The sequence below is a fragment of the Lentzea sp. NPDC051838 genome (genome assembly GCF_040681245.1).
Classification (GTDB): Bacteria; Actinomycetota; Actinomycetes; order Mycobacteriales; family Pseudonocardiaceae; genus Lentzea.
The window spans coordinates 71,925-96,731 of record NZ_JBFAYI010000021.1 but is presented as its reverse complement, the minus strand read 5'-3'; the positions used below and the strand labels follow the sequence as shown (position 1 = coordinate 96,731).

At 68.9% G+C, this 24,807-nt stretch carries 26 protein-coding genes; 17 read left to right on the top strand and 9 right to left on the bottom strand.

From position 1 onward, the window contains the following. Nucleotides 1–199: 199 nt before the first annotated feature. Nucleotides 200–3,127 carry an NACHT domain-containing protein gene (locus tag AB0M24_RS33585; RefSeq protein WP_363777247.1) on the top strand — a complete coding sequence of 976 codons (2,928 nt, stop codon included), beginning with the start codon at nucleotides 200–202 and terminating at the stop codon, nucleotides 3,125–3,127. Here the strand turns inward: AB0M24_RS33585 and AB0M24_RS33580 are convergent. Then, nucleotides 3,114–4,301, bottom strand: a complete 1,188-nt coding sequence (locus tag AB0M24_RS33580; RefSeq protein WP_363777245.1) for a cytochrome P450 — start codon at nucleotides 4,299–4,301, stop codon at nucleotides 3,114–3,116. The genes AB0M24_RS33585 and AB0M24_RS33580 overlap by 14 nt on opposite strands. Nucleotides 4,302–4,391: 90 nt before the next feature. Here AB0M24_RS33580 and AB0M24_RS33575 point away from each other — a divergent pair, with 90 nt between their 5' ends. From AB0M24_RS33575 to AB0M24_RS33525, 11 genes are all read left to right on the top strand, one after another. Further along, entirely contained in the window at nucleotides 4,392–5,132 is a 741-nt protein-coding gene (locus tag AB0M24_RS33575; RefSeq protein ID WP_363777243.1) for a glycerophosphodiester phosphodiesterase family protein, read from the top strand. 27 nt (nucleotides 5,133–5,159) lie between these two features. After that, nucleotides 5,160–6,095: a DUF5926 family protein gene (locus AB0M24_RS33570; RefSeq protein WP_363777241.1), complete on the top strand. Its 936-nt coding sequence runs from the start codon at nucleotides 5,160–5,162 to the stop codon at nucleotides 6,093–6,095. A 44-nt stretch (nucleotides 6,096–6,139) separates the two neighbouring features. After that, on the top strand, nucleotides 6,140–6,475 hold the full coding sequence (locus AB0M24_RS33565) for a DUF952 domain-containing protein (protein ID WP_363777239.1): 336 nt from the start codon (nucleotides 6,140–6,142) through the stop codon (nucleotides 6,473–6,475). A gap of 88 nt (nucleotides 6,476–6,563) precedes the next feature. Continuing rightward, nucleotides 6,564–7,088 (top strand): SigE family RNA polymerase sigma factor, encoded by a 525-nt coding sequence (locus tag AB0M24_RS33560; protein WP_363777365.1) that lies wholly within the window; start codon nucleotides 6,564–6,566, stop codon nucleotides 7,086–7,088. A 3-nt stretch (nucleotides 7,089–7,091) separates the two neighbouring features. Beyond that, nucleotides 7,092–7,889 (top strand): hypothetical protein, encoded by a 798-nt coding sequence (locus tag AB0M24_RS33555; RefSeq protein ID WP_363777237.1) that lies wholly within the window; start codon nucleotides 7,092–7,094, stop codon nucleotides 7,887–7,889. A gap of 281 nt (nucleotides 7,890–8,170) precedes the next feature. Next, nucleotides 8,171–8,731 (top strand): hypothetical protein, encoded by a 561-nt coding sequence (locus AB0M24_RS33550; protein ID WP_363777234.1) that lies wholly within the window; start codon nucleotides 8,171–8,173, stop codon nucleotides 8,729–8,731. Nucleotides 8,732–8,822: 91 nt separating this feature from the next. Next, complete coding sequence (locus tag AB0M24_RS33545) at nucleotides 8,823–9,422, top strand: hypothetical protein (RefSeq protein ID WP_363777231.1); 600 nt, start codon at nucleotides 8,823–8,825, stop codon at nucleotides 9,420–9,422. A 33-nt stretch (nucleotides 9,423–9,455) separates the two neighbouring features. Then, entirely contained in the window at nucleotides 9,456–10,007 is a 552-nt protein-coding gene (locus AB0M24_RS33540) for a hypothetical protein (protein ID WP_363777228.1), read from the top strand. 26 nt (nucleotides 10,008–10,033) lie between these two features. Continuing rightward, the gene (locus AB0M24_RS33535; protein ID WP_363777225.1) at nucleotides 10,034–10,609 is read left to right on the top strand and encodes a hypothetical protein; all 576 of its coding nucleotides are present in this window, start codon (nucleotides 10,034–10,036) and stop codon (nucleotides 10,607–10,609) included. A 103-nt stretch (nucleotides 10,610–10,712) separates the two neighbouring features. Then, the gene (locus AB0M24_RS33530; protein WP_363777222.1) at nucleotides 10,713–11,120 is read left to right on the top strand and encodes a YciI family protein; all 408 of its coding nucleotides are present in this window, start codon (nucleotides 10,713–10,715) and stop codon (nucleotides 11,118–11,120) included. A 2-nt stretch (nucleotides 11,121–11,122) separates the two neighbouring features. Next, nucleotides 11,123–12,268: a sigma-70 family RNA polymerase sigma factor gene (locus AB0M24_RS33525; protein WP_363777219.1), complete on the top strand. Its 1,146-nt coding sequence runs from the start codon at nucleotides 11,123–11,125 to the stop codon at nucleotides 12,266–12,268. A 49-nt stretch (nucleotides 12,269–12,317) separates the two neighbouring features. Here the strand turns inward: AB0M24_RS33525 and AB0M24_RS33520 are convergent, their stop codons facing one another. From AB0M24_RS33520 to AB0M24_RS33505, 4 genes are all read right to left on the bottom strand, one after another. Next, nucleotides 12,318–12,878, bottom strand: a complete 561-nt coding sequence (locus AB0M24_RS33520; protein WP_363777216.1) for a ferritin — start codon at nucleotides 12,876–12,878, stop codon at nucleotides 12,318–12,320. 99 nt (nucleotides 12,879–12,977) lie between these two features. Continuing rightward, complete coding sequence (locus AB0M24_RS33515) at nucleotides 12,978–14,219, bottom strand: arginine deiminase (RefSeq protein WP_363777213.1); 1,242 nt, start codon at nucleotides 14,217–14,219, stop codon at nucleotides 12,978–12,980. A gap of 93 nt (nucleotides 14,220–14,312) precedes the next feature. Further along, nucleotides 14,313–15,074: a CPBP family intramembrane glutamic endopeptidase gene (locus tag AB0M24_RS33510; RefSeq protein ID WP_363777210.1), complete on the bottom strand. Its 762-nt coding sequence runs from the start codon at nucleotides 15,072–15,074 to the stop codon at nucleotides 14,313–14,315. A gap of 10 nt (nucleotides 15,075–15,084) precedes the next feature. Next, entirely contained in the window at nucleotides 15,085–15,849 is a 765-nt protein-coding gene (locus AB0M24_RS33505; protein ID WP_363777207.1) for a DUF2470 domain-containing protein, read from the bottom strand. A 245-nt stretch (nucleotides 15,850–16,094) separates the two neighbouring features. Here AB0M24_RS33505 and AB0M24_RS33500 point away from each other — a divergent pair, with 245 nt between their 5' ends. Further along, complete coding sequence (locus AB0M24_RS33500; RefSeq protein WP_363777204.1) at nucleotides 16,095–16,391, top strand: hypothetical protein; 297 nt, start codon at nucleotides 16,095–16,097, stop codon at nucleotides 16,389–16,391. Then, a complete protein-coding gene (locus AB0M24_RS33495; RefSeq protein WP_363777201.1) occupies nucleotides 16,388–16,852 on the top strand; it encodes a hypothetical protein in 465 nt (154 codons plus the stop codon). The genes AB0M24_RS33500 and AB0M24_RS33495 overlap by 4 nt, the downstream gene beginning before the upstream one ends. On the opposite strand, the gene AB0M24_RS33490 is transcribed toward AB0M24_RS33495, so the two are convergent. Genes AB0M24_RS33490 through AB0M24_RS33475 form a run of 4 tightly spaced genes read right to left on the bottom strand, consistent with a single transcriptional unit; the run spans nucleotide 16,849 to nucleotide 20,643 of the window. Continuing rightward, nucleotides 16,849–17,991 (bottom strand): VWA domain-containing protein, encoded by a 1,143-nt coding sequence (locus tag AB0M24_RS33490; protein ID WP_363777198.1) that lies wholly within the window; start codon nucleotides 17,989–17,991, stop codon nucleotides 16,849–16,851. The genes AB0M24_RS33495 and AB0M24_RS33490 overlap by 4 nt on opposite strands. Further along, complete coding sequence (locus tag AB0M24_RS33485; RefSeq protein ID WP_363777195.1) at nucleotides 17,988–18,620, bottom strand: helix-turn-helix domain-containing protein; 633 nt, start codon at nucleotides 18,618–18,620, stop codon at nucleotides 17,988–17,990. The genes AB0M24_RS33490 and AB0M24_RS33485 overlap by 4 nt, the downstream gene beginning before the upstream one ends. Next, nucleotides 18,620–19,783, bottom strand: coding sequence for a fumarylacetoacetate hydrolase family protein (locus AB0M24_RS33480; RefSeq protein ID WP_363777192.1), 1,164 nt, complete (start codon nucleotides 19,781–19,783; stop codon nucleotides 18,620–18,622). Before AB0M24_RS33480 ends, AB0M24_RS33485 begins: the two co-directional genes overlap by 1 nt. After that, complete coding sequence (locus tag AB0M24_RS33475) at nucleotides 19,780–20,643, bottom strand: hypothetical protein (RefSeq protein ID WP_363777189.1); 864 nt, start codon at nucleotides 20,641–20,643, stop codon at nucleotides 19,780–19,782. Before AB0M24_RS33475 ends, AB0M24_RS33480 begins: the two co-directional genes overlap by 4 nt. 70 nt (nucleotides 20,644–20,713) lie before the next feature. Here AB0M24_RS33475 and AB0M24_RS33470 point away from each other — a divergent pair, with 70 nt between their 5' ends. The 3 genes from AB0M24_RS33470 to AB0M24_RS33460 form a co-directional block, all read left to right on the top strand. After that, nucleotides 20,714–21,886, top strand: coding sequence for a homogentisate 1,2-dioxygenase (locus AB0M24_RS33470; protein WP_363777186.1), 1,173 nt, complete (start codon nucleotides 20,714–20,716; stop codon nucleotides 21,884–21,886). Nucleotides 21,887–21,919: 33 nt separating this feature from the next. Next, nucleotides 21,920–23,083, top strand: a complete 1,164-nt coding sequence (locus AB0M24_RS33465) for an SWIM zinc finger family protein (RefSeq protein WP_363777184.1) — start codon at nucleotides 21,920–21,922, stop codon at nucleotides 23,081–23,083. Then, nucleotides 23,080–24,807, top strand: a 1,728-nt coding sequence (locus tag AB0M24_RS33460) for a DUF5691 domain-containing protein (protein WP_363777181.1), incomplete at its 3' end; no start/stop codon positions are given. The genes AB0M24_RS33465 and AB0M24_RS33460, both read left to right, overlap by 4 nt.

Here is a 24,807-nt window from a genome sequence, read left to right as displayed (position 1 = left end):
GGACGGTTTGGCGGCCGGGCGGGAGGGTTGCTGCAAGGATCAACGGTCGGGCGGGGCCGAACCATCAGGGTAAGCATGCGGACTGACAACCGCGCTCGTGCTGACTCATTCAAGGCCGATGTACTGGCCGAAGTGCTCAGGTCGGGTGATTACTGCCGGTAACCGTAACCCTTGCTCGTTCCGGCCCGAAAAGCCTGGCATGGCACAGGACCTGGGACCGGTGAGCGATCCGCTCAAGGTGCTGATCGACGCCCTCAAGGCGTTCCTGTCGCCGGGCACCACCACGATCGTCGTCGCCGTGATCGTCGTGCTGGTCCTGTTCAAGTACTTCGGCCTGGGCAAGCAGATCGGCACCGCCTACCGGTGGCTGACCACCCGCACCGACAAGCGCAGGGCGGCCAGGCGGGCGCGGTTCGCCGACCACGTCGAGAGCCAGATGCGCAGGCTCGGCGAGAAGGAGGAGTGGCGCGACCACCGCTACGCCGAGCTGGAGGCCGAGCTCGAGATCACCGGCCGCCAGCGTCCCCGGTTGCTGCGCCGCACCCCGATGAACTCGCTGAAGCGGGTGCCGTCGCTGTCGAAGGCGCTGGAGGAGCACGAGGACCGCATCGTGCTGCTCGAAGGAGAGCCGGGCGCGGGCAAGAGCGTGGCCATGCGGCATCTCACGCAACGCATGGCGGGCAGGGCGATGCGCCGGCCGAGCGAGCACAGCGTCATCCCGATCTACGTGAACCTCAAGACGTTCGAACCTCCTGGCACGCCGACGGCCGAGGACGTCCGCGCGTTCGTGATCGAGTCCATCAACGCCGTGCGCGACCGTGACGTCGAACGGTTCCTCGAAGAAGAGTTCGACCGCGGTATGCGTGACGGCACCTGGCTCTTCCTCTTCGACTCCTTCGACGAGATCCCGGAGATCCTCAGCGCCACGTCCGCGAACCACGCCATCGAGGCCTACGCCGACGCGGTGCACGCCTTTCTGCACGCCATGAACGCGTGCCGCGGAGTCGTGGCGAGCCGTGAGTTCCGCGGTCCTGGCCGTGCGGCCTGGCCGACGTTCCGCGTGGTTCCGTTGTCGGAACAGCGAAAGCGTCTGCTGGTCCAGCGTTCCGAGCTCGACCGCGCCGTCGAGGACCAGCTGCTGGGCGAGCTGCCGAACGCCGAGGTGAGCGTGCAGCAGATGTCCGGCAACCCGCTGTTCCTCGGCCTGCTGTGCGAGCACATGAGGCAGGGCAACGACTTCCCGACCAACGTGCACGCCGTGCTGGAGACCTACATCGGTCACCGCCTGGCCCGCGACGCCGAGCGCCTCCGCGGCCACTTCGACGTCGGCAGCGACGACGTCCGCAGGATCGCCGAGGAGCTGGCGTTCCTGATCGCGTCACGGCAGTCGCTCGGCCTCAACGTGCCCAAGGTCCAGGCGGTCGCGCTGCTCGCGGAGTCGTTGCGCCGGCCCAAGGCCGACCTCGCCCGCACCCTGGACGCGCTGATCTACACCAAGATCGCGCGCACTGGTGACGACGAGGGCAGCGTGACGTTCTCGCACCGGCGGCTGCAGGAGTACTTCGCGACCTGCGTGGTGATCAGGGAACCCGACCGCGTCCCCGTCCACGACCTGCTGACGAGCGGACGGTGGCGCGAGACGGCCGTGACGGTCCTGCAGACCCAGCGCGCCGACCACGCGGGCAAGCTGCTGGAGGAAGCCGTCCGGTTGCTGCCCTCCGAAGTGCCCGGCACCGGCGACCGCGGCTACGACTGGCCGCCGGGACTCCTCTACCTGCTGGGGATTCTGGCCGAGGGCGGCTCGCCGACGTTGCTCGCGACGCAGCCCGAGGTCGCGAGGCTCGTCGGCCCGGTGCTGAAGAAGGCCTGGGAAGACGGCATGTTGTTCGACCGCAAGTGGGTGCTGGAGGTGTGTTCGGTCGCGGACACCGACACGTCCCGCGAGCTGCTCATCGAGGGGTTCGCCAGCGACAGCGAGTGGCTGCGGCAGGAGTCGTTCCAGCAGATGCGCAAGCTCCCGCAGCTCGCGGTCGAGCTGCGGGACCAGATCCGGCAGATGCTGGTCGACCTGAGCGTGGGCGGAAAGCTGCGCAGGGAACGGAAAGCGGTGCTGGCGCAGGTCCGCAGACTGCCGGATCCGGGAGTGTTCGAACGGGCGCAGCGCCTGCTGATCTTCGGCCCGTTCCTGCACACGGCGGTCACGTTGGTGGCGACAGTGCTGATCGCGCGGTTCAGTGTCGTGCTGCCGAGCTTTGAATGGCTGCTCGTAGTTCTGTACTTCCTGATCAGCACGCACTACTTCCTGGTGGTCCGGATGGTCGCGTGCAGCGAGTCCAGGATGACCGCTCGTTTCCAGGCGTTCTCCTCGGTTCTCCGCGACACGGACCTGTACCTGCTGATGTCGATTCCGTACATGGGCAACATGGTGCTGACAGTCGCGCTCGTCATCGGGGCTTGGCAGGGCGGTCCGGCAGCGGGCGGAGTCGTCACGGTGTTCGCACTGCTCGTCTACCTCCTGCCGATCGTTCTGCTCTTCACGGCGAAATACGGGTGGCAGGGCATGGTGCGGGCATCCCTCAACGTCCTCAGCCCGAAGGCGGTGTTGCAGGCGCTGCTCTTCGTGGCCGGTTACGCAGTTGTTCTCGCCCTGGTCGCCGGCGGTGCCTACGCCGTAGAAGGTGCGGGCCTCGATCCTGTGGTCGGGGAGATCGCGGTCACCGTCTTCATCGCGCTGCTCGCACTCGCGGTGTTGTTCTGGGTGATGTCGGTCGTGGCGAGCCGTCGGATGCAACGGCGCCAGTTGGAGGCCATGAAGTTGCGGCTGGACCAGGGCGACTTCTCGGCGGACATGCTCCGCGACCACCTGTTCGACCTACGGACGTCGTATGCCGCATATGCCACGTTCGCAGAGCTGCATCTGCGCGAGGTGCGCTGGCCGGACGAGCTGATCGCGTTCCTGCACCTGCTCGCCAAAGCGCTGGGCAGCAGGAACAACGCCGACTTCGACGCCGTCGAGATGCCCACGGCGGTTCGGAAGCGGGCATGGGTGGGCAGCACCGAGGTGCTCGACCAGCTCAGCATCTTCCTCGGCGCGCAACGCAGGAAGGCCGAAGCTACTCCGCGCTGAGCACCAGCGAGTGCAGCCCGCGGATCACGAACTCCGCGCGTCTGTTGGGTTCCTCGGCCAGCACCGCGCCGGGCAGCTTGCGGTGCAACGACGACAGCGCCGCCTCCACCTCGATGCGGGCGAGCGGGGCGCCCAGGCAGTAGTGGATGCCCATGCCGAAGCCGAGGTGCTGGTTCTTCTCGCGGCCGACGTCCAGGACGTCGGGCTCTTCGAACACCAACGGGTCGCGGGCGGCGGCACCGAGCAGCGCGGCGATCTTCTCGCCCGGTTCGATGACGTGGCCGGCGATCTCGACGCGTTCGGTGGCGGTGCGTTCGAAGAGCTGCAGCGGCGAGTCGTAGCGGATGAGCTCCTCGACCGCGGTGGGCATGATCGACGGCTCAGAGAGGCGTTCCCACTGCGAGCGGTGTTGCATCAGGGCGAAGACTCCGTTGCCGATGACGTTGACCGTGGCTTCGTGGCCGGCCATCAACAACAACACCGCGGTGGCGACGAGCTCGTCCTCGGTGAGGCGGGCGCCGTCGGTGTCGGTGACGGCGACCAGGTCGGACACGAGGTCGGAACCGGGCGAGACGCGGCGCAGCGCGATCAGTTCGCGCAGGTAGGCGACGAACTCCTTGGCGGCGCGTTCGGCGATGTCCTGCTGCTCGGCCGGCAGGCCGTACTCGTACATCTTCACGATGGCGTTCGACCACGGCTGCAGCAGGTAGCGGTCCTGGCCGGGCACGCCGAGCAGCTCGGCGATCACCTCGACCGGCAGCGGGGCGGCGACGTGGGCGAGCAGGTCGGCCTGGCCCACGTCGTCGATCTTGGCCACCAGCTCGTCGACGAGGCGGTCGGCCAGGTCCGCGACCCACGGGCGGAGGCGCTCGACGTGGCCGCGGCCGAACGCGGCGGCGACCAGGCGGCGCAGGCGGGTGTGGGTGGGCGGCTCGTTCTCCAGCAGCGAGTTGCGGTGCAGCAGGTTGAAGGCCATGAACTGCTCGACCGGCTTCACGTCCGACCAGATCCGGCCGAGCGAGCGGTGGCGCAGGACCGCCGAGCAGGCGGCGTGCGAGACCGCGACGGCGACGCCCATCTGCTCGTGGTGATGCACCTCACCGGCTTCGCGCAGCGCGGCGAAGGCCGGGTAGGGGTCGGAGATGAACGCGGGATCGCGCTGGTCGAACGTCACAAAGCGGGACGGTAAGTCGCGTTTCGCGTTTCGTCCACGTCCATTTGATTGATCCCTCAAATTGTTGCCAACCAACTATCGTGCGCGGTTGTGCAGCTACCTTCCGTCGTCGCCCACCGCGGTGCCTCCACCGACCGCCCTGAGCACACCATCGGCGCGTACGAGCTGGCGTTGAAAGAAGGCGCGGACGGGCTCGAGTGCGACATCAGGCTGTCGAAGGACGGCGAGATCGTGTGTGTCCACGATCGCACCCTCGCCCGCACCTCCAACGGTCGTGGCACGGTCAGCGCGCTCACGTTGAGCGAGCTGAGGCAGCACGACTACGGCAGCTGGCACCGCCACGGTCAGCCCGCTGAGCTGCTCGTGCTCGACGAGCTGCTGGACCTGGTCAAGGGCACCAACGTGCAGCTCTTCGTCGAGACCAAGCACCCGGTCCGGTACCGCAACGAGGTCGAACGCAAGCTCGTCGAGGCGTTGAAGAAGCACGGGCTCGACTCCCAGATCGTCATGATGTCGTTCTCACCGACCGCGGTGAAGGCGTTCCGCGACCAGGCGCCGGACATCCGCACGGTGCTGCTGCTCGACCGGCTCGGCCGCTACCGCAGCGGCGCGCTGCCCTCGTTCGCCGACTACACCGGACCGGGCGTGCACGTGCTGCGCAACGACCCCGGTTACGTCGATCGGGCGAGGCGGGCCGGGCACGAGACGTACGTGTGGACGGTCGACAGCGCCGAAGACGTCGCGCTGTGTCGTGACCTGGGCGTCCGCTACCTCGCGACGAACGCCCCGGCGAACACCCGCCGCCTGCTGACGGCTAACTTGGCCACCTGACCAAGCCTGAACACGAGGAGGGCCAAGGTGGCCAAGCGGACCGCGGTCAAGGACGCACCGAAGGACGGGATCAACCCGAAGCAGCCCTGCCCGTGCGGGTCCGGCAAGCGCTACAAGGCCTGCCACGGCGCACCCGGCGGCGCGACGGACGTGATCGTGTCCCGGCCGTTCGAGGGCCTGGCCGCCGAGTGCGAGCTGATCGCGCTGCGCGAGTTCGTGCCGTCGGCGATCGCCAAGCTGCAGGTCTTGGACGGCCGCGAGGTCACGCTGGCCACCGTGCTGCCGATGGCCGCCGCCGGGCTGATCCGCGGCGACGACGTGCCGTTCGTGGGCCTGCAGGTGCAGACGCGGTCCGGCGACATCAGCCGCGACCTGGCTCGCGCACTGCAGTGGGCGCAGGAGGCCAAGACCGGTGACGTGCTCCCGGTCGTCGGCCCCGAGGACGGCGCGAACCCCGGCCGCCTGCAGGACCTGCTCGACACCGAGGCCGAGATCGTGCCCGTGCTGCACACCGACTTCGTGTGGTGGATGCCGGAGGGCACCGAGCCGACCGGCGACGTCGCCCTGTCGCTGGAGCGCGCGAACGCCGCGATCCTGCCGACCGAGCGCCTCGACGCTCCCGGCGTGAAGGCCGCGTACTGGGTGGACGCGGGCGACAAGGCGCACCTGCGCTGGGTCCGTCCCGAGCCCGAGGAGAAGCTGCTGCCCGCGATGGCCCGCCTGGCCGCCCGCGGCGAGCTCGACCTCGGCGAGGGTTCCCGCTACGCCGGTTCGTTCCGCGCGCACGGCCTGCTCGTGCCGGTGTGGGACCTCGACCGCGAGATGCACGCCCGCGAGTGGGCCGAGCCGGCCGAGGCGCTGGGCAAGCGTTTGCTCGAGGCGCTGGCCTCCGACGAGCCGCTGACCGACGCCGAGCGCCGGGCCCGTGACGGTCTGCGCGGCCGTCAGATCACCCTGCGTTGATCCACAGGTTGTCCACACGGTTGTCCACAAGGAGCTGTGGATAAGTGCTGACGCACATCATCTCGATGGCCGGCTGGGCCGCTGCCCAGTCGGCCGGGTCGATCGCACCCGCCGGTGAGGAGTTCGTGCACTGCTCAGACCGCGGGGTCGTGCACGTGACGGCGAGCAAGTTCTTCCACGGGCAGAGCGGGCTGCTGCTGCTCGTCGTCGACCCGAAGCTGGTCGAGGTGCCCGTGCGGTGGGAGGCGGTGCCGGACTCGCCGCTGTGGTTCCCGCACGTCTACGGCCCGATTCCGGTCGAGGCCGTGGTCGAGGTGCACGAGTTTCCGTGCGAGCAGGACGGTTCGTTCGTTCTGCCGGAGACCGTTGCCGTTCTGTGATTAAGTAGGGCAACCGTTCCGCTCAGTCGCGCGTGGACTCCCTGAAGCCAGTTGTCGCTTCGGGGAGGGAGCGTGTGCCGTGACGGCGGTGCTGCAGCTGGAGTCGGCCGCCGAACGCGGCGGGGGAAGAGCGGAAGCCGTGGGGGACTTCGCGGAGTTCGTGCGCATGTCGATGCCCGGACTTCTGCGTTATGGCCATGCACTGACCGGAAACCCGCACGACGCGGCCGACCTCGTCCAGTCCGTGCTGGAGAAGGTCGGCTCGCGTTGGGTGGCGGTGCAGCGCAAGGGTGACGACCCGCTCGCGTACGTCCGCAGGGCGATGGCCAACACGCACATCAGCATCTGGCGCCGTCGTCGCCGCGAGAACCTCGTGGCGGATCTTCCCGACAGCGGCGCGCTGGCTCCCGAGCTGAGCAGGCTCGACAACGAACCGCTCTGGCAAGCACTGCGCGACCTGCCGCCGAGGCAGCGCGCGGTGATCGTGCTGCGCTACTACGAGAACCTCAGTGAAGCCGAGATCGCGAACGCGCTCGGCATCTCGGCGGGCACCGTGAAGAGCCAGAGCAGCAAGGCGATGGCGAGTCTCCGGACCCGCCTGGGAAAGGACTGACCGGTGGACGACGACCTCGACGACGAGCTGCGCAGGCTCTTCAGCGACGATCGGCTGGACGTCCACGCGACTCCGGACGCGACCGACGCGGTGCTGCGCGGCGCGGACAGAAGGCGACGACGGCGATCAGCCATGACCACCGCCTTCGCCGTGGTGGCACTGGTCGGAGCCGGAGTCGGACTGACCCAGCTGCCGTCCTCCGGTGACCACACGGCAGGCGAACTGCTGCCGACCTCCTCGCCGTCGACCACCTCCGTCTCGCAGTCCACCAGCACCGTCTACTCGACCACGGTCGTGACGGTCGATCCGCCGGCGAACTCGAGCGGCAGCACCCCTGGTGCCGGCACCCCGTCCTCCGGCAACCCGAGCAAACCGCGCACGACCACCACCCCGCCCGCTCCTCCTCCCGCGGAAGCCGGCAAGTTCGGCAAGCTCGTGCTGGGGATGAGCGAGGCGGACGCGTTGAAGACCGGGTCGCTGATCGAGCCGGGCACGCCCGTCGGTTCGTGCACCGGCTACGCGACTGGGACGGTGGCGGAGAACGACGCCGTGGTGATCTCGCCGGCCAGGGGACTGGTCCGGATCACGTTGCCGAGCTACGCCAAGACCGCGAAGAACGTCGCTGCCGGCACGCCGGTGGCCGACGTGAAGAACGCCTATCCGACCGCCGTGCAGAACGGTTCCGAACTGCGCGTGGAAATGGCAGCGACACCCAAGTGGACGTACGTCTTCGAAACCGACGGCGCGGTGGTGACGACGGTGCGAATGCGTTTGAACGCCAACGACTGTCCGGGTATCTGACCATTTGATCTTGTCGAGGTCCCGCCGCTCTTGGGGGTGCGGCGGGACCTCGACGCCTCTTACGGCCTGATCGCGGGCTTGCAGGCCGTTTACAGCGGTCTTGCAGGCCGGTCGCGCACAGTAGAACCTGATCGTTCCACTCCGCACTGCGGGGGTATTTGTCGTGCCTGAAATTCACGTTGTTTCCGTGACTTTTCTGTGACGTTGAAGTTTGCAACCCGCTGATGGTGTCGACGTCTTATGGGTGTCTCGAAAAACAAACATTCAATGGGGGTCCAGAAATGAACAGCTCGATCAAAATCGCACTCGTCGCCGCAGTCGCCGTCGCCGGAATCACCGCGTGCACCTCCACGCCCGCGCAGCAGCAGAACGCCGCGCCGCAGACGTCCTCCAACCAGACCTCGGAGACGCCGCCACCTCCCGTCGTGACCGAAGTGGTGACGCAGACCGTGACCAACCCGCCGAAGCCGGTCGCCGCGCTGAAGCTCGGCATGACGCTCGACGAGGCGCGCGCCGCCGGTCTGACCGACCTCACCTGGGACAGCGACGGCGACGGCACGTGCGTCGGCGACGGCAAGGTCTCCTTCTCGAAGAAGTACGGCGTCGTCCGCATCACGCTGGCCGCCGACGCGAAGACGCCCAAGGGGATCGGCGTCGGCTCGACGTTCGGCGACGTGAAGCGCGCCTACGCGGACGCCTCCGAGTACCGCGGCGGCTGGTCGGCGAAGGCGAGCGACACCGCCTACTACTCGTTCGTCGGCGAGCCCGGCAGCGATGCCAACGAGGTCCAGGTCATCAAGCTCGGCGCGACCGGCGCCGACTGCGCGATGTACCTGCTCTGAACTGGTCGTACCCGCCTCGCTGGGGGGTGAGGCGGGTACGACCCCCACCGTTGTGAAGTCCGAGAAACCAAGTTCCTGGGGGGGAACCGAAATGAACCGCTCGCTCGTCCTCGTGGCCGCCGCCGCGGCCCTCGTCCTGTCCGCCTGCACGTCCACTCCGGACAGCAGCCCGGCACCGACGTCCACGCCCGAGTCCACGTCCACGCCGCCGCCGGTCGTGGTGACCGAGATGGTGACCCAGACCGTCACCAACCCGCCCAAGCCGGACGCCGTGGTGCAGACCGACAACCGCCTCGGTTACGGCCCGCTGAAGCTGGGCATGACGCTCGACGAGGTCAAGGCCACCGGCATGGCGCCCGCGGACTTCGGTGCGGAAGAACGTCTGGGGTGCTGGGTGAGCAGGGAGGTCGTGGTCTCGAAGAAGCTCGGCCTGGTTTTGATCAAGCTTCCCGCCGACGCCAGAACCTCCGCCGGAATCGGTGTCGGCTCGACCGTCGCCGACGTGAAGAAGTCCTACCCCGAAGCCAAGGAGTACCGCGACGGCTTCGAGACGAAGTTGGGCGCAGACGCCAGTCTCGCGTTCCTCAGCATCAGCAAGACCAACAGCATGTTCTTCGCGGACAACGACGAGATCGTCGCCATCAAGATCCTCGCGAACGGCGCCGACTGCGCGATGTCCGACCTCCGCTGACCAATCCGAAACACCAAGCACTGGGGAACCACCATGAACCGCTCGCTTGTCCTCGTCGTCCTCGGCGCCGCTCTCGCCCTGTCCGCCTGCACGTCCACTCCGGACAGCAAGCCGGCGCCCACGCCCACCGTGCCGGTGGTCACCGAGGTCGTGACCAACACGGTCACGAACCCGCCCAAGCCACCCGCCGACAGCCGCCTCGGCTACGGCGCGCTGAAGCTCGGCATGACGCTCGACGAGGCCAAGGCGACCGGTCTCGCGGGCGGCGACCTCCACGTCGCCAACGGCGGCCAGTGCAGCTACAACGAGAACATCACCGTGTCGACGAACGGCGTCGAGCGGATCGTGTTCCCGAAGGACGCCAAGACCTCGGCCGGCATCGGCGTGGGCGCGACCCTCGAAGAGGTCAAGAAGGCCTACCCGAGCGTCGCGGAGGAGTCCCTCGGGTACGCCGTGGAGATCCCCGGTGACGCGCGCCTGCTCTTCGAGACCAGCGACACCCTCACGCCTCGCAAGCTGACCGACAAGGTCACCAAGATCAAGCTCTTCAAGCGCCAGCTCGCCTGCATGGCGGCTGTCTTCTAATCCGAAAACTCCTGGGGGAAACAGAAATGAACCGCTCGATCCTGCTCGTCGTTGCCACCGCAACTCTCGGCCTGGCCGCCTGCACGTCCACCGCAGCGCCCACGCCCACCGGCACCTCCGAGCCGGCACCCACGCCCGCCGCCGCGGTGGTCACCGAGGTCGTGACCCAGACCGTCACGAACCCGCCTCCGGCACCGGAGAAGCCGGTGATCGGCTCGTCCGGCTACGGCAAGCTCAAGCTGGGCATGACGCTCCAGCAGGCGTTGGCCACGGGGATGATCGGCCCGGACCGGACCAACGTCCCGGAGGCCACCTGCACGTCCCACGAAATCCTCGGCACCGGCAAGCACGTGTGGGTGTCCAAGGCGAAGGGGCTCGCGACCATCAACTTCACCTCGGCGATGGCGTCCGACGGCGTGGGTGAGGGCGCCACCGAGGCGACGCTCAAGGCCGAGTACACGAACCTCGAGCCCATCGGCCCCAACTACAGCTACCGGGCGAAAGCCGACAACAACCCGGCCGCGGAGTTCATCTTCGGGGTGCGTGACGGCAAGGTCTGGACGGCGTTCCTCGACCTCAGGGACCAGGACTGCCACAACTAGTCGAAAAATCTCGAGACGCGATGTCGAGAAGCAGGGAACGGCTCCGTCCCCGTGGTGGAAGCGGCCAAGATGGGTCGCACCAGCACCGAGGGAGACACCCGAGATGGCCAAGTACCTGCTGCTCAAGCACTACCGCGGCGCCCCTGCACCGGTGAACAACGTGCCGATGGACCAGTGGACCCAGGACGAGATCTCGGCCCACATCCAGTACATGAACGACTTCGCCGACAAGCTCAAGGACACCGGCGAGTTCGTGGACGGCCAGGCGCTCGAGATGGCGGGTGCCTGGGTCCGTTACGACGGTGAGGGCAAGCCGCCGGTCACCGACGGACCGTTCGCGGAGACGAAGGACCTCATCGCGGGGTGGATGATCATCGACGTCGACAGCTACGACCGGGCGATCGAGCTCGCGGGTGAGCTGTCGGCGGCACCGGGCAAGGACGGCAAGCCGATTCACGAGTGGCTCGAGGTCCGCCCGTTCTACGGCAACCCGCCGACCATCACGGAGTGACCATGGACGAGGCGCTGGTCAGGAGCCTCACCCCGGCTGTGCTCGGTGTCCTCGTCCGCCGCGGAGCTGACTTCGCGGCGGCCGAGGACGCGGTGCAGGACGCGTTGATCGAGGCGCTCCGGGTGTGGCCCGAAGATCCGCCGCGGGATCCGAAGGGCTGGCTCGTCACGGCTGCCTGGCGCAAGTTCATCGACGCGACGAGAGCGGAGACCGCTCGAAAACGCCGTGAGGAGAACACCGAGCCGGAACCGGGTCCCGTCAGCGACACCGACGACACGCTTCAGCTCTACTTCCTCTGCGCGCACCCGAAACTGACGCCGTCGTCGGCCGTCGCGCTCACGTTGCGGGCGGTCGGCGGCCTGACCACCCGCCAGATCGCCCAGGCCTACCTCGTGCCGGAAGCGACGATGGCCCAACGGATCAGTCGTGCCAAGAAGACGGTCGGCGACGTGCGGTTCGACCAGCCCGGCGACGTCGCGACCGTGCTGCGTGTCCTCTACCTGGTCTTCAACGAGGGCTACTCGGGCGACGTCGACCTCGCGGCCGAAGCGATCAGGCTCACCCGGCAGCTCTCCGGTGCGATCGACCACCCCGAGGTGGCCGGCCTGCTCGCTCTCATGCTCCTGCACCACGCCCGCCGGGCCAGCCGCACGGCTCCAGACGGCAGCCTCATCGCGCTCGCCGACCAGGACCGGGCGAAGTGGGACACGAGGTTGATCGCGGAAGGCGTCGAGATCCTGCAGAACGCGTTGGCGAAGGACCGGCTCGGCGAGTTCCAGGCGCAGGCGGCGATCGCGGCCCTGCACGCCGACGCGCCCGAGGCCGAGGAGACCGACTGGGTGCAGATCGTCGAGTGGTACGACGAGCTGACCCAGCTGACCGACAGCCCGATCGTGCGGCTCAACCGCGCGGTCGCCGTGGCCGAGGCGGACGGGCCGCGGGCCGGGTTGAAAGCACTCGCCGAACTGGACGCGGAACTGCCCCGCTACACGGCTGTGGCCGCCTACCTCCACGAGCGCGATGGCGACGAGCAAACGGCCGCGCGGCTCTACGTCGAGGCTGCCGGGAAAGCGTCGAACCTCGCCGAGCGGGAATACCTCACGCGCCAGGCGGCCCGGCTCAACCGAAAAGGCCCGCCGCACCCGTGAAGGTGAGGCGGGCCCGTATTTCAGGCACTCGAGCGTGCGAAGAAAAACCTCAGAGCGCGCCACCCGCGGCGGTGGGGGCACCGGCGTCGCCGCCGCCGTCACCCACGCTTTCGCGGGTCAGGAACGTCTCCACGTAGAACATGTTGCCGTCGGCGCGGTCCATGATCGTGAGCAGCGTCTTCATCGAGGAGACCTCCTCGACCTGCTCCTTGAGGAACCACTGCATGAACTGCTCGCCGATGTAGTCGCTCTCCTCGCGGGCGGCCCTGGCGAGCGCGACGATCTGGTCCGTGACCTGCTGCTCCTGGCGCAGGGCGAGGTCGACGAGGTCGCGCGGCGTCTTGAACTCGTTGAGCGGGTTGTCGGTGCCGGGAATGGCGACCGCGATGTCGTTGTCCATGAGGAACTGCACGATCATCATCGCGTGGTTGCGCTCTTCGAGAGCCTGCTTGTAGAAGTGCGACGCGAGGCGAGGGAGGTCCTCGTTGTCGAACCACACGGCGAGGGCGATGTACTGCTGCGAAGCGGAGAACTCGTTGCCGACCTGAGCCTGCAGGAGCTCGTGGAACTTCGACTTCTTCGGGGCAATCTTCTTCACGTTCGAGGCCATGGGGAGTACGTTAGCCCAAAACGTTCATGGTCGCATTCCAGGAAAAGCTAACCTTTGTTTGGAAAGGTGAACCAAACAAAGGTTAGGCATTCCTAACGGTCACACCAATGGGGCGCGGTCAATCGGGCACGACATGCACCGGGGACCGCCGCGGCCCGAACCCAGCTCCGAGCCGGCGATCCGCAGCACCTCGATGCCGGCGGCCTCCAGGCGCTCGTTCGTCTCGACGTTGCGCTCGTACGCCACGACCAGACCGGGGCCGACCGCGAGCGTGTTGTTGCCGTCGTCCCACTGCTCGCGCTCGGCGGTGACCGCGTCGAGGCCCGTGTCGATCACGCGCAGGCGTTCGATGCCCATCGCCTCGGCCGCCGCCTCCAGGAACGGCGCCGGGCCGTCGATGTTCACGCCGCCGTTGCCGTCGGACCGGACCGCGTAGGCGATCAGCGCGTCGCTGATGGCCGGGTACATGACCACGGCGTCGCGGTCGACCATCGTGCAGACGGTGTCGAGGTGCATCGTGGCGCGTTCCTGCGCGATCGGCACCGCCAGCACCGTGTGCGCGAGACCGTCGGCGAGCGCGGAACGGGCGAACGACTCCGCGCCCGCCGGGGTGGTGCGCTCGCCGACACCGATGGCGATCACGCCCGGCGCGAGCAGCAGCACGTCGCCGCCCTCCAGCGGAGCCGAGTGGGCCCCGTACGCGCGGCCCGTGCGGCGGAAGCGCGGGTGGTAGGCGTAGATCAGGTCCGTCAGCGTCGTCTCGCGGTCGCGGGCGGGCAGGGCGAGCGACGTGATGGCCACGCGGTCGCCGACCCACACCGACGAGTCACGCGTGAAGAGCAGGTTCGGCAGCGGGTCGACGGCGAAGTCGATCGGCAGGTGCATCTTGCGCACCAGCGACGCGCCCTCGGCGGCCGGCAGCTCCTCGAACGTCATGCCGGTCATCAACGCCTGCGCCAGCTGCGGAGCCGGCAGCGAGGTGAGGTGGCTGCGCAGCGCGTCGGCCAGGTCGATGCCGAGCCGCCGCTCGTTGACCGCGCTGTGGATGCCCGCGATGCGCGCCCGGTTGTCCTCCAGCGCCTGCGTCAGCACGTCCGCCAGCAGCAGCACCTCGACGCCGCGCGCGGTGAGCGTCGCGGCGAACGCGTCGTGCTCCTCCTGGGCGCGGCCGACCCACGGCACGCCGTCGAACAGCAGCTGGTCGTTGTTGCGCGGGGTGAGCCTCTTGAGCTCGTTGCCCGGCCGGTGCAGCAGCACCGTGCGCAGGGGGCCGACTTCGCTGTCCACGCGGGGCGAAGCGTCGGGGAGTGCTTCCGTCTCGGCGATCGTGTGCGCAGTCACCGGACGAGCGTAACCCTGAACAGCACAAATCGCCGCTGCTGAGCCCAAATCTGCAACGAATGGTGCGGAATATTCGCTGGTGCAGTCGAATCGTTAAGGCAACCAGCTGACTTTGCCACGCAATATTGTGTAACCGACGAACGCGACAACATCGAGGATCGTGTGAGCGATCACCAGCGGCCAGAGTCGTTTCGTCCGCTGCCAGTAGAAGCCGAACACCAGGCCCATGACCAGGTTGCCGACGAACCCGCCGAAGCCCTGGTAGAGGTGGTACGACCCGCGCAGCACGGCCGCCGCGAACAACGCCGTGTACTTCCGCCAGCCGAGCTGTTCCAGTCGGGTGATCAGGTACCCGACGACGAGCACCTCCTCCGCCCACGCGTTGCCGGCGGCGGCGAGGATCAACGCCACGCTCATCCACCACTGGCTGTCCAAAGTGGACGGCTGCACGGCGAGGTTCAGTCCGAGGCCCCACGCGGCGAAGTAGAAGGCCAGGCCGGGGATGCCGATGATCGCGGCCAGCCCCAGCGCGCCCAGTGCGTCCGCTCGTTTGCGCGTCCCGTCCAGGCCGATGACCTTGAGCTTGATCCCCGTGCGCCACAACAGGTACAGGCCGATCCCGCCCCACGCGGCGAGCTGCAGCACGCCGAGCAGCTGGGCGATCAGGTCCAGCAGGTCGGCCCTGGCCTGCGGGACGTTGATCGCGACCGACTGCTGGTTCAGCGGGACTGGCTGCAACAGGCTGTCGATCAGCCGCACGAGGCTGCGCAGGCCGGACAATCCCAGCGTCATGCTGAAGACGATCAGCAGTTCCAGCTGGTAGCCGCGCTTCTCGTCAGCGGGAATCAAGGTCACCCGCGCGAGGCTACCTCTGGGACAGGAACGGGCAGCCCATCAAGCGTCGCAGTTCGGCGGCGAGTTCCTGGGGAGTGCTGACCGGCTTCGAGAACGCGATCCGCACGTCGTGGTCCTCGCGCTCGTCCTCGACCCGCAGCCGCAACCCGAACCGGTCGAGCCCGAGCGGCCGCACGTGCCCGCCCTGCAGCTCCTCCGGCAGGTGCCGGGCGAGCTGACCGACGACGTCGCGGTGCGCGGCCTCCAGGTGCCGCAGCCAGTGGTCCTCGTTGCGGCAGAACGGGTCCGGCGTGGCGTTCGCGAACTGCTCGGTCCGGATCGACGACGTGCCCTCGGCGTCCGCGATCACCATCGACGCCGGTGTGAGCCTCAGCACGGAAGCCCCGTGACCCGCGTCCAGCAGCCGGTGATCGGGTCGCACGTCGGCGACCGCGAGGATCTCGTCGCGCGCCTCCTCGCCGTCGAGCGCCGTCACCCACCCGGTGAGCCACAGCAGGCCGCGCACGGGCTCCCGCAACGGCACCGGCGCCTGGTCAGCGATCTCCAGCATCGCCGTCACCTCGGCCCGCGGCGTCTGCCACAGCTGCCCGACCAGCGGATGTTCGTCGGCCAGCAGCAAGATCGTGGTGCCACAGGGGTGCACGTGGTGGAACAACGGGCTGGTGCGGTTCCCGGCCTGAGGAAGCAGTGCGGCGTGACCACCGCGAGCCGCGATCGTGCGAGCGCGCTCGGCGGCGTGCGGCGCCGGTGGGCGCTTGGTCTGGGTGTCGGTCACCGTCCACCTCCTCGAAGGTTAGGCAAGCCTAACTTAGCTCCGCTCCTGATGGGAAGGTTCACCTGTACGGTTGACAGGTGGTCGTGCCAAACAAGCCTTCCACCGAGGTGACGGCGTTGGACGATCGGTGGACCCGGCACTGCGTCGACCGATCGAGTCGTCGTGCCCTGATGTGGACCGTTCTCGCCGCGTCGGCCTTCCTCCTCCAGTTCGTCCTGGTACTTGTGTGGTCGTGGTCCTCACCGGTGGCGCTGGTCCTGCTCTTCTTCGCCGCGGCCGTGCTGTGGGTGGTGACACGTCGCCGTCCGGTGCGTTTACCGGAAGGTGAACCGTGGCATTTCGCTCATGTGCAGTGGGAAGGAGGGCGTCTGGTCGTGTTGTCGTCACCGCCGCTTCTGCTGACCTTGCGCGTCGGTCCTTTCCTGCGCGGACGCATCGCTCGCCACAGGCGCGTGTGGTTCGTGCCGCCGGACTCGGCCGGGAACACCGTGGTCACGTTTCGCGGGGTGCCGCAGCTGATTCCGGCGCGTGTGCAGAGATGATCCCCAAGATCGGCGTGGAGAACTGGACCGAGACCTGCCTGGCGCGGGCGGATCGGCGGGCTGTCGGGCACATCCTGTTCGCCGTGGTGGCGTTCGGCGCCGTGCTGGTGGTCGGCTGGTTGTGGCTCACCGTGCTGGCGGTTCCGGTGGCGCTGGAGCTCGCGGCGCCGGGGTTGCGGCACTTCATCACGCGCCGCAAGACCCTGCAGCTGATCGACCGGTTCCCGTTCCGTCCGGTGTCGGCGAGCTTCGTGCCCGGCCGCAGGATCGGGCGGACCGCGTACCTGAAGGTGCACGAGTCGGAGAAGAACCTGCGGCTGCCCGAGCTGCCGGAACGCGCGCGGGTGCTGGTGCGGCACACGGGCCGGGTGTGGATCGCCGGGCCGGACGAACGCGGCAGGCTCGTGGTGATGACGCGAGGTTTGGCGTTCCTGACGCGTGGACGGGTCGTCGACCGCTAACGGCCCGTTGCGATGCCTTCGGACTCCGCCCACTGCGTGAGGTCGTCCTTGCGCAGTGCGGCCGCCAGCAGTTCGGGGAACTTGTCCGGGGTGCAGGCGAACGCGGGGGCGCCGAGAGCGTGCAGCTTGGCCGCCAGCTCGTGGTCGTAGGCCGGAGTGCCGGAGTCGCTGAGCGCCAACAGGTTCACGACCGTGACGCCACTCGCGACCAGTTCGCGGACGCGGCGCTGCAACTCGGCTTCCGACCCGCCTTCGTAGAGGTCGCTGATGATCACGACCACCGTGTCGGTGGGCCTGCGCACCTGGGTTTGCGCGTAGGCGACCGCGCGGTTGATGTCCGTGCCGCCGCCGAGCTGGGCGCTGAAGAGCAGATCGACCGGGTCGCTGAGCTGGTCGGTCAGGTCCGCGACCTCGGTGTCGAACACGACCAGCCGCGTCGAGATCGAGCGGATGGACGCCAGCGCCGAACCCAGAACCGCCGCGTGCACCAACGAGTCCGCCATCGAGCCGGACTGGTCGACGAGCAGGATCACGTCCCGCATCGCCGCCGTGCGACTGCGCCGGCGGTGGCCGATCAGGTCCTCGACGATGACGGTTTTGTGCTGCGGCTGGTAGTTCTTGAGGTTCGCCTTGATCGTCGTGGCCCAGTCGACGTCCTGCAGCTGCGGCCTTCTGGTGCGCCTCGACCGGTCGACCGCTCCTCGCACGGCTTCGACGAGTCGATCCTTGAGTCGCTTCTCGATGTCCTCGACCACCTGGCGCACCACGGCTTTCGCGGTGTCGCGGGTGCGCGCGGGGATGGCGCGCGAGAGTTGCAGCAGCGTGCTGACGAGGTTGACGTCCGGCTCGACCGCTTGCAGCAGTTCGGGTTCGAGCAGCAGCTGCTTGAGGCCGAGCTTCTCGACGGCGTCGCGTTGCATGACCTGGACGACGGAGGTGGGGAAGTACTTGCGGACGTCGCCGAGCCACCGGTGCAGCTGGGGTGAGCTCGCGCCCAGACCCGCGCCCCGGTCGCCGCCACCGCCGTAGAGACCCGTCAGCGCGCCATCACGCCGTTGGTCGTCATCTCCGAGCTGCGCGACGTCTTCCGCGCTCGGGCCGAGGAGAAGCCTCCAGCGCCGGAGCCGTTCTTCGCTCATTTGAGAGCCGCCGCCACTTCTTCGGCCGCACGCACGACGTGTGGGCCGACGATGTCCGCGTCGAGCTTCTCAAGCGCAACAACGCCAACGGAAGCGCGCAGACCTGGGACGCCGCGAACCGGTGCCGCTACACCGAAAGCGTTCGGCTGCAGCTCTCCGGCGGAGACGACCCACGATTCCGAAGGGTGCGCGATGGCCTTGCCGGCCGCCCCGCGGTGCACCGGGTGGCGGGAACCCACCCGGTACGCCACGTGGAAAGCGGTCCACGACGGTTCGACGACCGCGACGGCCTGGGCCTCGCTGCCGTCCGCGACCGTCAGGTGTGCGGTGGCGCCGACCTTCTCGGCGAGCTCTCGCAGCGCCGGGTTGGCCGCCATCCGCAGCTGGGGGAGGACGTTGGAGGCGAGCCGCAGCACGCCGAGGCCCAGCCGGACCTTCGAACCCTCCCTGCGCACGAGACCGCGCGCCTGGAGCGGCACGAGAAGCCGGTAGACCGCGGCTCTGGACGCGCCGATGGCGTTGGCGAGCTCCGAGATCGACGGTGCCTCGGACTCCGCCTCAGCGACAGCCTGGAGGAGCGCCAGACCCCGTTCCAGGGTCAGCGAACTCTCCTTCGTCGCTCCGACCATCACGCACTCCGAACTGTTCCCACCACCTCGGCGAGACCGACCACGCTGCCGCCTTCACCGGGAGCGGTCGCGGTCAGCCTGACCGTGTCGCCGTCCTCCAGGAAGGACCTCGTGGAGCCGTCGTCGAGCTTGAACGGTTCCTTGCCGCCCCAGCTGAGCTCGAGGAACGAGCCCCGCTCGTCCTTCTCCGGTCCCGAGACCGTGCCCGAGGCGAACAGATCACCAGGGCGAACGGTAGCCCCGTTGACCGTCATGTGCGCCAGCTGTTGCACAAATGACCACGACATCTCCCGGAACGGAGGCCGCGCGACGATCGTGTCGTTCAGCTCGACGGTGATCGTTATGTCCAGGCCCCAGGGCTGATCGGTGCTCAGGTAGTCGTGGATCTTGTTCGGCAGCGGCGGCGTCGGAACGCGTGCAACTGAGAACGCTTCGAGGGGCGTGATCCACGCGCCGATCGACGTGGCGAACGACTTGGCGAGGAACGGGCCGAGCGGCTGGTACTCCCACGCCTGGATGTCGCGGGCGGACCAGTCGTTGACCAGAGCGACGCCGAATACGTGCTCGGCGGCCCTGCTCGTGGACACGTTCGCCGCCTGTGGACCGCCGCAGACGAACCCGACCTCGGCCTCGATGTCGAGGCGCTCGGACGGCCCGAACTTGGGGCCTTCGCTGCCGCGCTTCTGGCCGTTCGGGCGGACGATCTCGGTGCCCGAGACGTACACCGTGCCCGCGCGGCCGTGGTAGCCGATCGGGAGGTGCGTCCAGTTCGGGGTGAGCGCGTCACCGTCCGGGCGGAACATCTTGCCGACGTTCTCGGCGTGGTGCCTGCTCGAGTAGAAGTCCACGTAGTCGCCGACCGTGAACGGCAGCTTGGCGGACTCGATGCCCGTCAGCTCGGCACCCTTCGGCGCGGAGGTCGCGGTGACGATCTCCTTGAGCTTGGCGCGCAGGGCACTCCAGACCGGACGGCCCGCTTTGAGCAGCGGGTCGAGCGAGTCTCCCTGGACGTACTCGCTGCACTTGCCCAGCGCGAGGGTGTTGAGCAGCAGAGCCTGGTCGCCGACGCGGACGGCCACACCCCCGTCGACGACGCCGTAGGGGAGGGTCTGCGGTCCGAACGGCTGGTCCTCGGTGAAGTTCGGGTCGCTGATCCAGCTCACAGCAGCCCCAGCCCTTCAAGGTCCTCGATCGGTTCGGCGAGCGAGCACGAGCCGTAGCTCGCGAAGACGCCGCGGACCGCGTGGGCGGCCTGGTCGCTGAGCGCCTTGGCCTCGGCGGTGAGCGCCTCGGCGTCGGTGCTCGCCAGTGCCTCGCGGACGTCGCGGCCGCTCAGGCTGCGAGCGGTGGCCACGAGGAGGTTCAGGAAGCCGTGGTGGGTGAAGCCCTGCTCGTCGGTGTAGCGGACGGCCTTGTGCAGGCCCGCGGTCGCCTTGAACGCGACACCGCCACCGCTGACGACGGACAGGAAGTCCGCGACCTCGTCGACGCTCGGGAAGTTCTCCTGGGAGAGACCGCCGCAGCGCAGCTTGGGCCAGCTGCCGTGCTCGATCACCCTGCGGACGCCGTCGAGCCACTCGGGGCCGCCGCGGCGGGGCTCCACGACGCGGATGACGTCCTCGGGTACGAACTCGGACACGCGCTCGAGCCACACCTCGTCCACATCGGACGGTGCGGGCATCTCGACCATGCGCAGTGCCAGGAGCTCACTTCGGCTCTCGACGATGGACACGGCCTTCGGCACGCCGCCGAGGCCCGTGTCGATCACGAGGCTCAGCGCGATCGGCTTCGGTGGCTTGACCTTGATCAGTTCGGTGATCAGCTCGGCGAGACGGGACGCCGGGCACAGGAAAAGTCCCATGACACCGGACCACTCGCCGACTCTTCCGTCGAGGTGACCGCGCACCGCGTCGGGCATCGACGCGTTCCCCGGAGGGAACAGCGCGGCATCGTCCACAAGCCTCGCGAGCAGGGGCGGAGTACCGCGCGGACCGGGCGCACGGAGTTCGACAGCGCTTGACACGGCTGACACGCTAGCTGGGTATCGGTAAGTGAACAAAGATGTCCGATAGTCGAACGCCTCCGGAGACGTCATGGCCTACTACCGCCAGGTCGGGGAGATCCCCCGAAAGCGCCACACCCAGTTCCGCAAACCGGACGGTGGGCTCTACGCGGAAGAGCTGATGGGAGTCGAGGGGTTCTCGGCCGATTCGGCGCTGCTCTACCACCGGCACCTGCCCACCGCGATCGTGAACGCGGAGACGGTGAAGGACGAGCGCGGAGGTGTCGCGCCGAACCTGCCGTTGAAGCCTCGGGCGTTCAAGACGCAGGACCTGACCTGGGCTTCTGACGAGGTCGACGCCGTCACCGGTCGCCGGAAGCTCTTCGGGAACCCGGACGTGACCATCGGGTTCGTCGTCGCTTCGGTGCCTTCGCCGTTGTACCGCAACGCTTTCGGTGACGAGCTGCTGTACGTGCAAGGTGGCTCGGGTGTCATCGAGACGATCTACGGTGCTCTTTCGGTCGGTGACGGCGACTACGTCGTGATCCCGACCTCGTGCACGTACCGGGTGGTGCCGTCGTCGCCGATGTCGATCCTGGTGCTGGAGGCGACCGGGCACATCGGGCCGCCGAAGCGGTACCTGTCCAAGGCCGGCCAGTTCCTGGAGCACTCGCCGTACTGCGAGCGGGACATCCGCGGCCCTTCGGAGCCGTTGCTGGTCGAGGGCACCGATGTCGACGTGATCGTGCGGCACCGGGCCGGGCTGACCAAGTTCACCTACGCGCACCACCCGTTCGACGTCGTCGGCTGGGACGGGCACCTGTACCCGTGGGTGTTCAACATCCGCGACTTCGAGCCGATCACCGGCCGCGTGCACCAGCCGCCGCCCGTGCACCAGACGTTCGAGGGCCCGAACTTCGTCGTGTGCTCGTTCTGCCCGCGCAAGGTCGACTACCACCCGCTGGCCGTGCCGGTGCCGTACAACCACGCGAACGTCGACTCGGACGAGCTGATGTTCTACGTGGGCGGCAACTACGAGGCGCGCAAGGGTTCGGGCATCGGCATCGGATCGATGTCGCTGCACCCGTCGGGCTGCACGCACGGTCCGCAGCCGGGTGCGGTGGAAGCGTCGCTGGGCGTGGACTACTTCGACGAGACCGCGGTCATGGTCGACACGTTCCGTCCGCTGGAGCTGGGCGAGGCGGCGGAGGCCTGTGAGGACCCGGCTTACGCGTGGACGTGGGCCCGTCGCGGTCCGGCCTGATTTTTTGTCGGAGGTCCTCGCTAGTTTGGTTCTGTGAGGACACGAGCCGTTCCGATGCGCTGGCAGGGCCTGGGCAAGGCCCTGCCGGTGCTGTGGGGCCTCTACTCGGGCTCGGGCTCCGTGCCGTACCGCGTGTGCGTCGACCTGGCGGCGGGCTCCGCGAAGTGCACGTGCCCGTCCCGCAAGTTCCCCTGCAAGCACGCCGTCTCGCTGCAGGAGCTCGACATCCCGGACGCTCTGCCGCCGGACTGGGTTTCCGAGTGGACCACGCGCCGAGCTGTTCGCGAGCTGGATTCCTCTCCGGAGGCCGTGGCTCGTCGTCTGCGGGCGAGGGAGAAGACAGCGGATCGTCGTGCCGCCGCGATGTCCTCGGGCATCGACGGCCTGCGCGACTGGCTGCTCGACGTGGCTTCCGCGGGAATCGCGTCGCTGCCCGGCCGTCCCGCTTCGTGGTGGCAGGCGTTCGTGGCGCGCATGATCGACGCGCAGGTGCCCGGCGTGGCGGCGGCGGTGTCCGAGATCCAGGAGATCGTTGGTCGCTCGGGTCCTCGCTGGACGTCCGACGTGGCCGACCGTCTCGGCGGCCTGCACCTGTTGTGCTTCGTGCAGCCGCGCTCGCGTCTCGGCGTGACGATCCCGGAGGAGACGGTGCGCGCCGCTCCTGGCGTGTCGGATCGCTGGGTCGCCCTGCTGCGCCTGGAAACCGACGACGGCCGGGTCCGGACCGTCCGGCAGTGGTGCTGGGGCCGTCAGACCGGTCGCTGGGTGGTGGCGATCCGGCATTCCGCGGTCGGCGCTCCCGTTCCGCTGCTCCCGCACGGTCAGGAGTCCTCGGCGCTGGTGCACCCGTATCCCGGCTCGGACCGAGTGGCGTTGGGCGAGCTCGCCGGTTCCCGTGCGCCTGATCCCGTGCCGGCGCCCTCGGTGTGGCGTTCGTCGTTGGCTTTGCTGGAACCGATGCTGATGGCCGACCCGTGGCAGCGGCTGTTCCCGGTCGGCTGCGCCTCGGTCCGGCTGTGCGGCACGTCCCTGGTCGACTCGTCGGGTCACGGACTTCCAGTCCGCGACGACGGAGGTCTGGACATGGCTCTGGCGCTCACCGGCGGCGAACCGTTCGACGCGTGGGGTCTTTGGGACGGCCACGCTCTCCGCCTGGGCGCTGTGACGGTGGCCGGGACCCTGGAGGTGGTCGCGTGACCACAACGCCTCCACGGTCCACTCAGAGCGCCAAAGCCGAGTGGTCCAAGACCGTCCAGGACCTCCTCATCGGCACGTCGCGAGGCGGCGGCGACCCGACAGCGCTCTTGTCCGACTGCGCCGCGCTGGGCGTGGCCGCGTTCGGTGCCACGCTCCCGCAGGAGGTTTCGGCCGAGCCGCTCCCACCGTCACCTCCCGAGCCCAGCCACCTCCCGCGCCCGGCCGCCCGCGCGGTCCTCGAAGCGATCATGAGCGTCGACGACGAGGTGCTCCTCACCGAGTGGTGCGCCCTGGCCAAGGCCAACAACGTCGTCGCGGACCACCGCATGCTCCCGGCTCTGCTGGGCCTCGGCACCGCTCGCCCAGGCCTTCGTGCCGCGGTCGTCGAGGTCCTGGGCGTCCGCGGCCGCTGGCTCGCGAACACCCGTCCTGGCTGGTCCTGGGCGTCCGGCACCACACCCCTGGTGGACGAGGTCCCGCTCGACGAGGTCCTCGACCTGCCCAGCGCCCAACGCGTCCGAGCCCTGCGCCGCAAACGCAGGTCCGACCCCGCGACGGTGAGAGCCTTCATCACCGCCGAGTTCGAGGCGTCCCGTCGTTCAGCCGACCGGCAGGTCCTGATCAGCGCCCTCGAAACGGCGCTGAGCCCGGCCGACGAAGCCCTCCTGGAAGCGGCGCTCGACGACAAGGCCTCGTCCGTCCACGACGAGGCCCTCAGGCTGCTCCGCAAACTCCCGACCTCAGCCCTGGCCGCCCGAGCCGCCGACCGCCTAGGCCGGGGCCTGTGGCGCACCGACGACGGCTTCGACGTCCAGACCGAAGAACTCTGGACCACCCAGCCCGAGGCGGACGAGCAGCGCGACCTCATGCGCGACGGCTCCGAAAAGGGCGTGGCAGGCCGAATCCGAGCCGCCGCGGCGAGCGTCCCACCGTCCTACTGGACCGCCCGCCTGGAAACCGACGACCGAGGCGCGGCCAGGGTCCTGCGCAAGGGCCCATGGGCAGGCGCACTGCTACGAGGCATCGCCGACCAACTGGCCGCGGCGACCGACCCCCGCCCCTGGGCAGTGGCCGCCGCCGAAACGCTGACAGGCATGGAACAGCTGGAAATGCTGGCCGCCCTCCCCGCCTCGGTGGCCGAGCAGGCGGTCGTAGCCGTCTCCGTGAACTGGCACTACGACCTCCTCGACCACGCCTGCGCCCAACTCCCAGCCCCGTGGTCACCAGAAACCACCAGAGCGCTGCTGCACCGCTACGCCGCCCTCCCGGACCCGCGCTGGCGCACAGGCCGCCCACCCGCCGTCCTGCTGGCCCGAGGCAACGCCGACCTGCTCGGCGCCAACTGGGAGGGCCTGACCCGCCGCTGGCCGGAGAACTCGCTGGAGCTGGAAGTCCTGCGCCTGCGCATCCGACTACGCGAGTCGTTCGCCCCACCACCCACCGACTCCACCCCCACGCCGTCTGCCCCCACGCCGTCTGTCGCGACGCCGTCTGCCGCTCCCGCGCCGTCTGCCGCTCGCACGCCGCCGGGCTCAACGTCGCCGGGCTCAACGCCTGCCGCTCACACATCGGCCGCTCCCACGCCCGCCGGTTCCCTGCCCGCCATCCCCACCTCCGCCGGCTCCGCGTCCGCCGGCTCCGCGTCCGCCGGCTCCGCGTCCGCCGGCTCCGCGTCCGCCGGCTCCGCGTCCGCCGGCTCCGCGTCCGCCGGCTCCGCGTCCGCC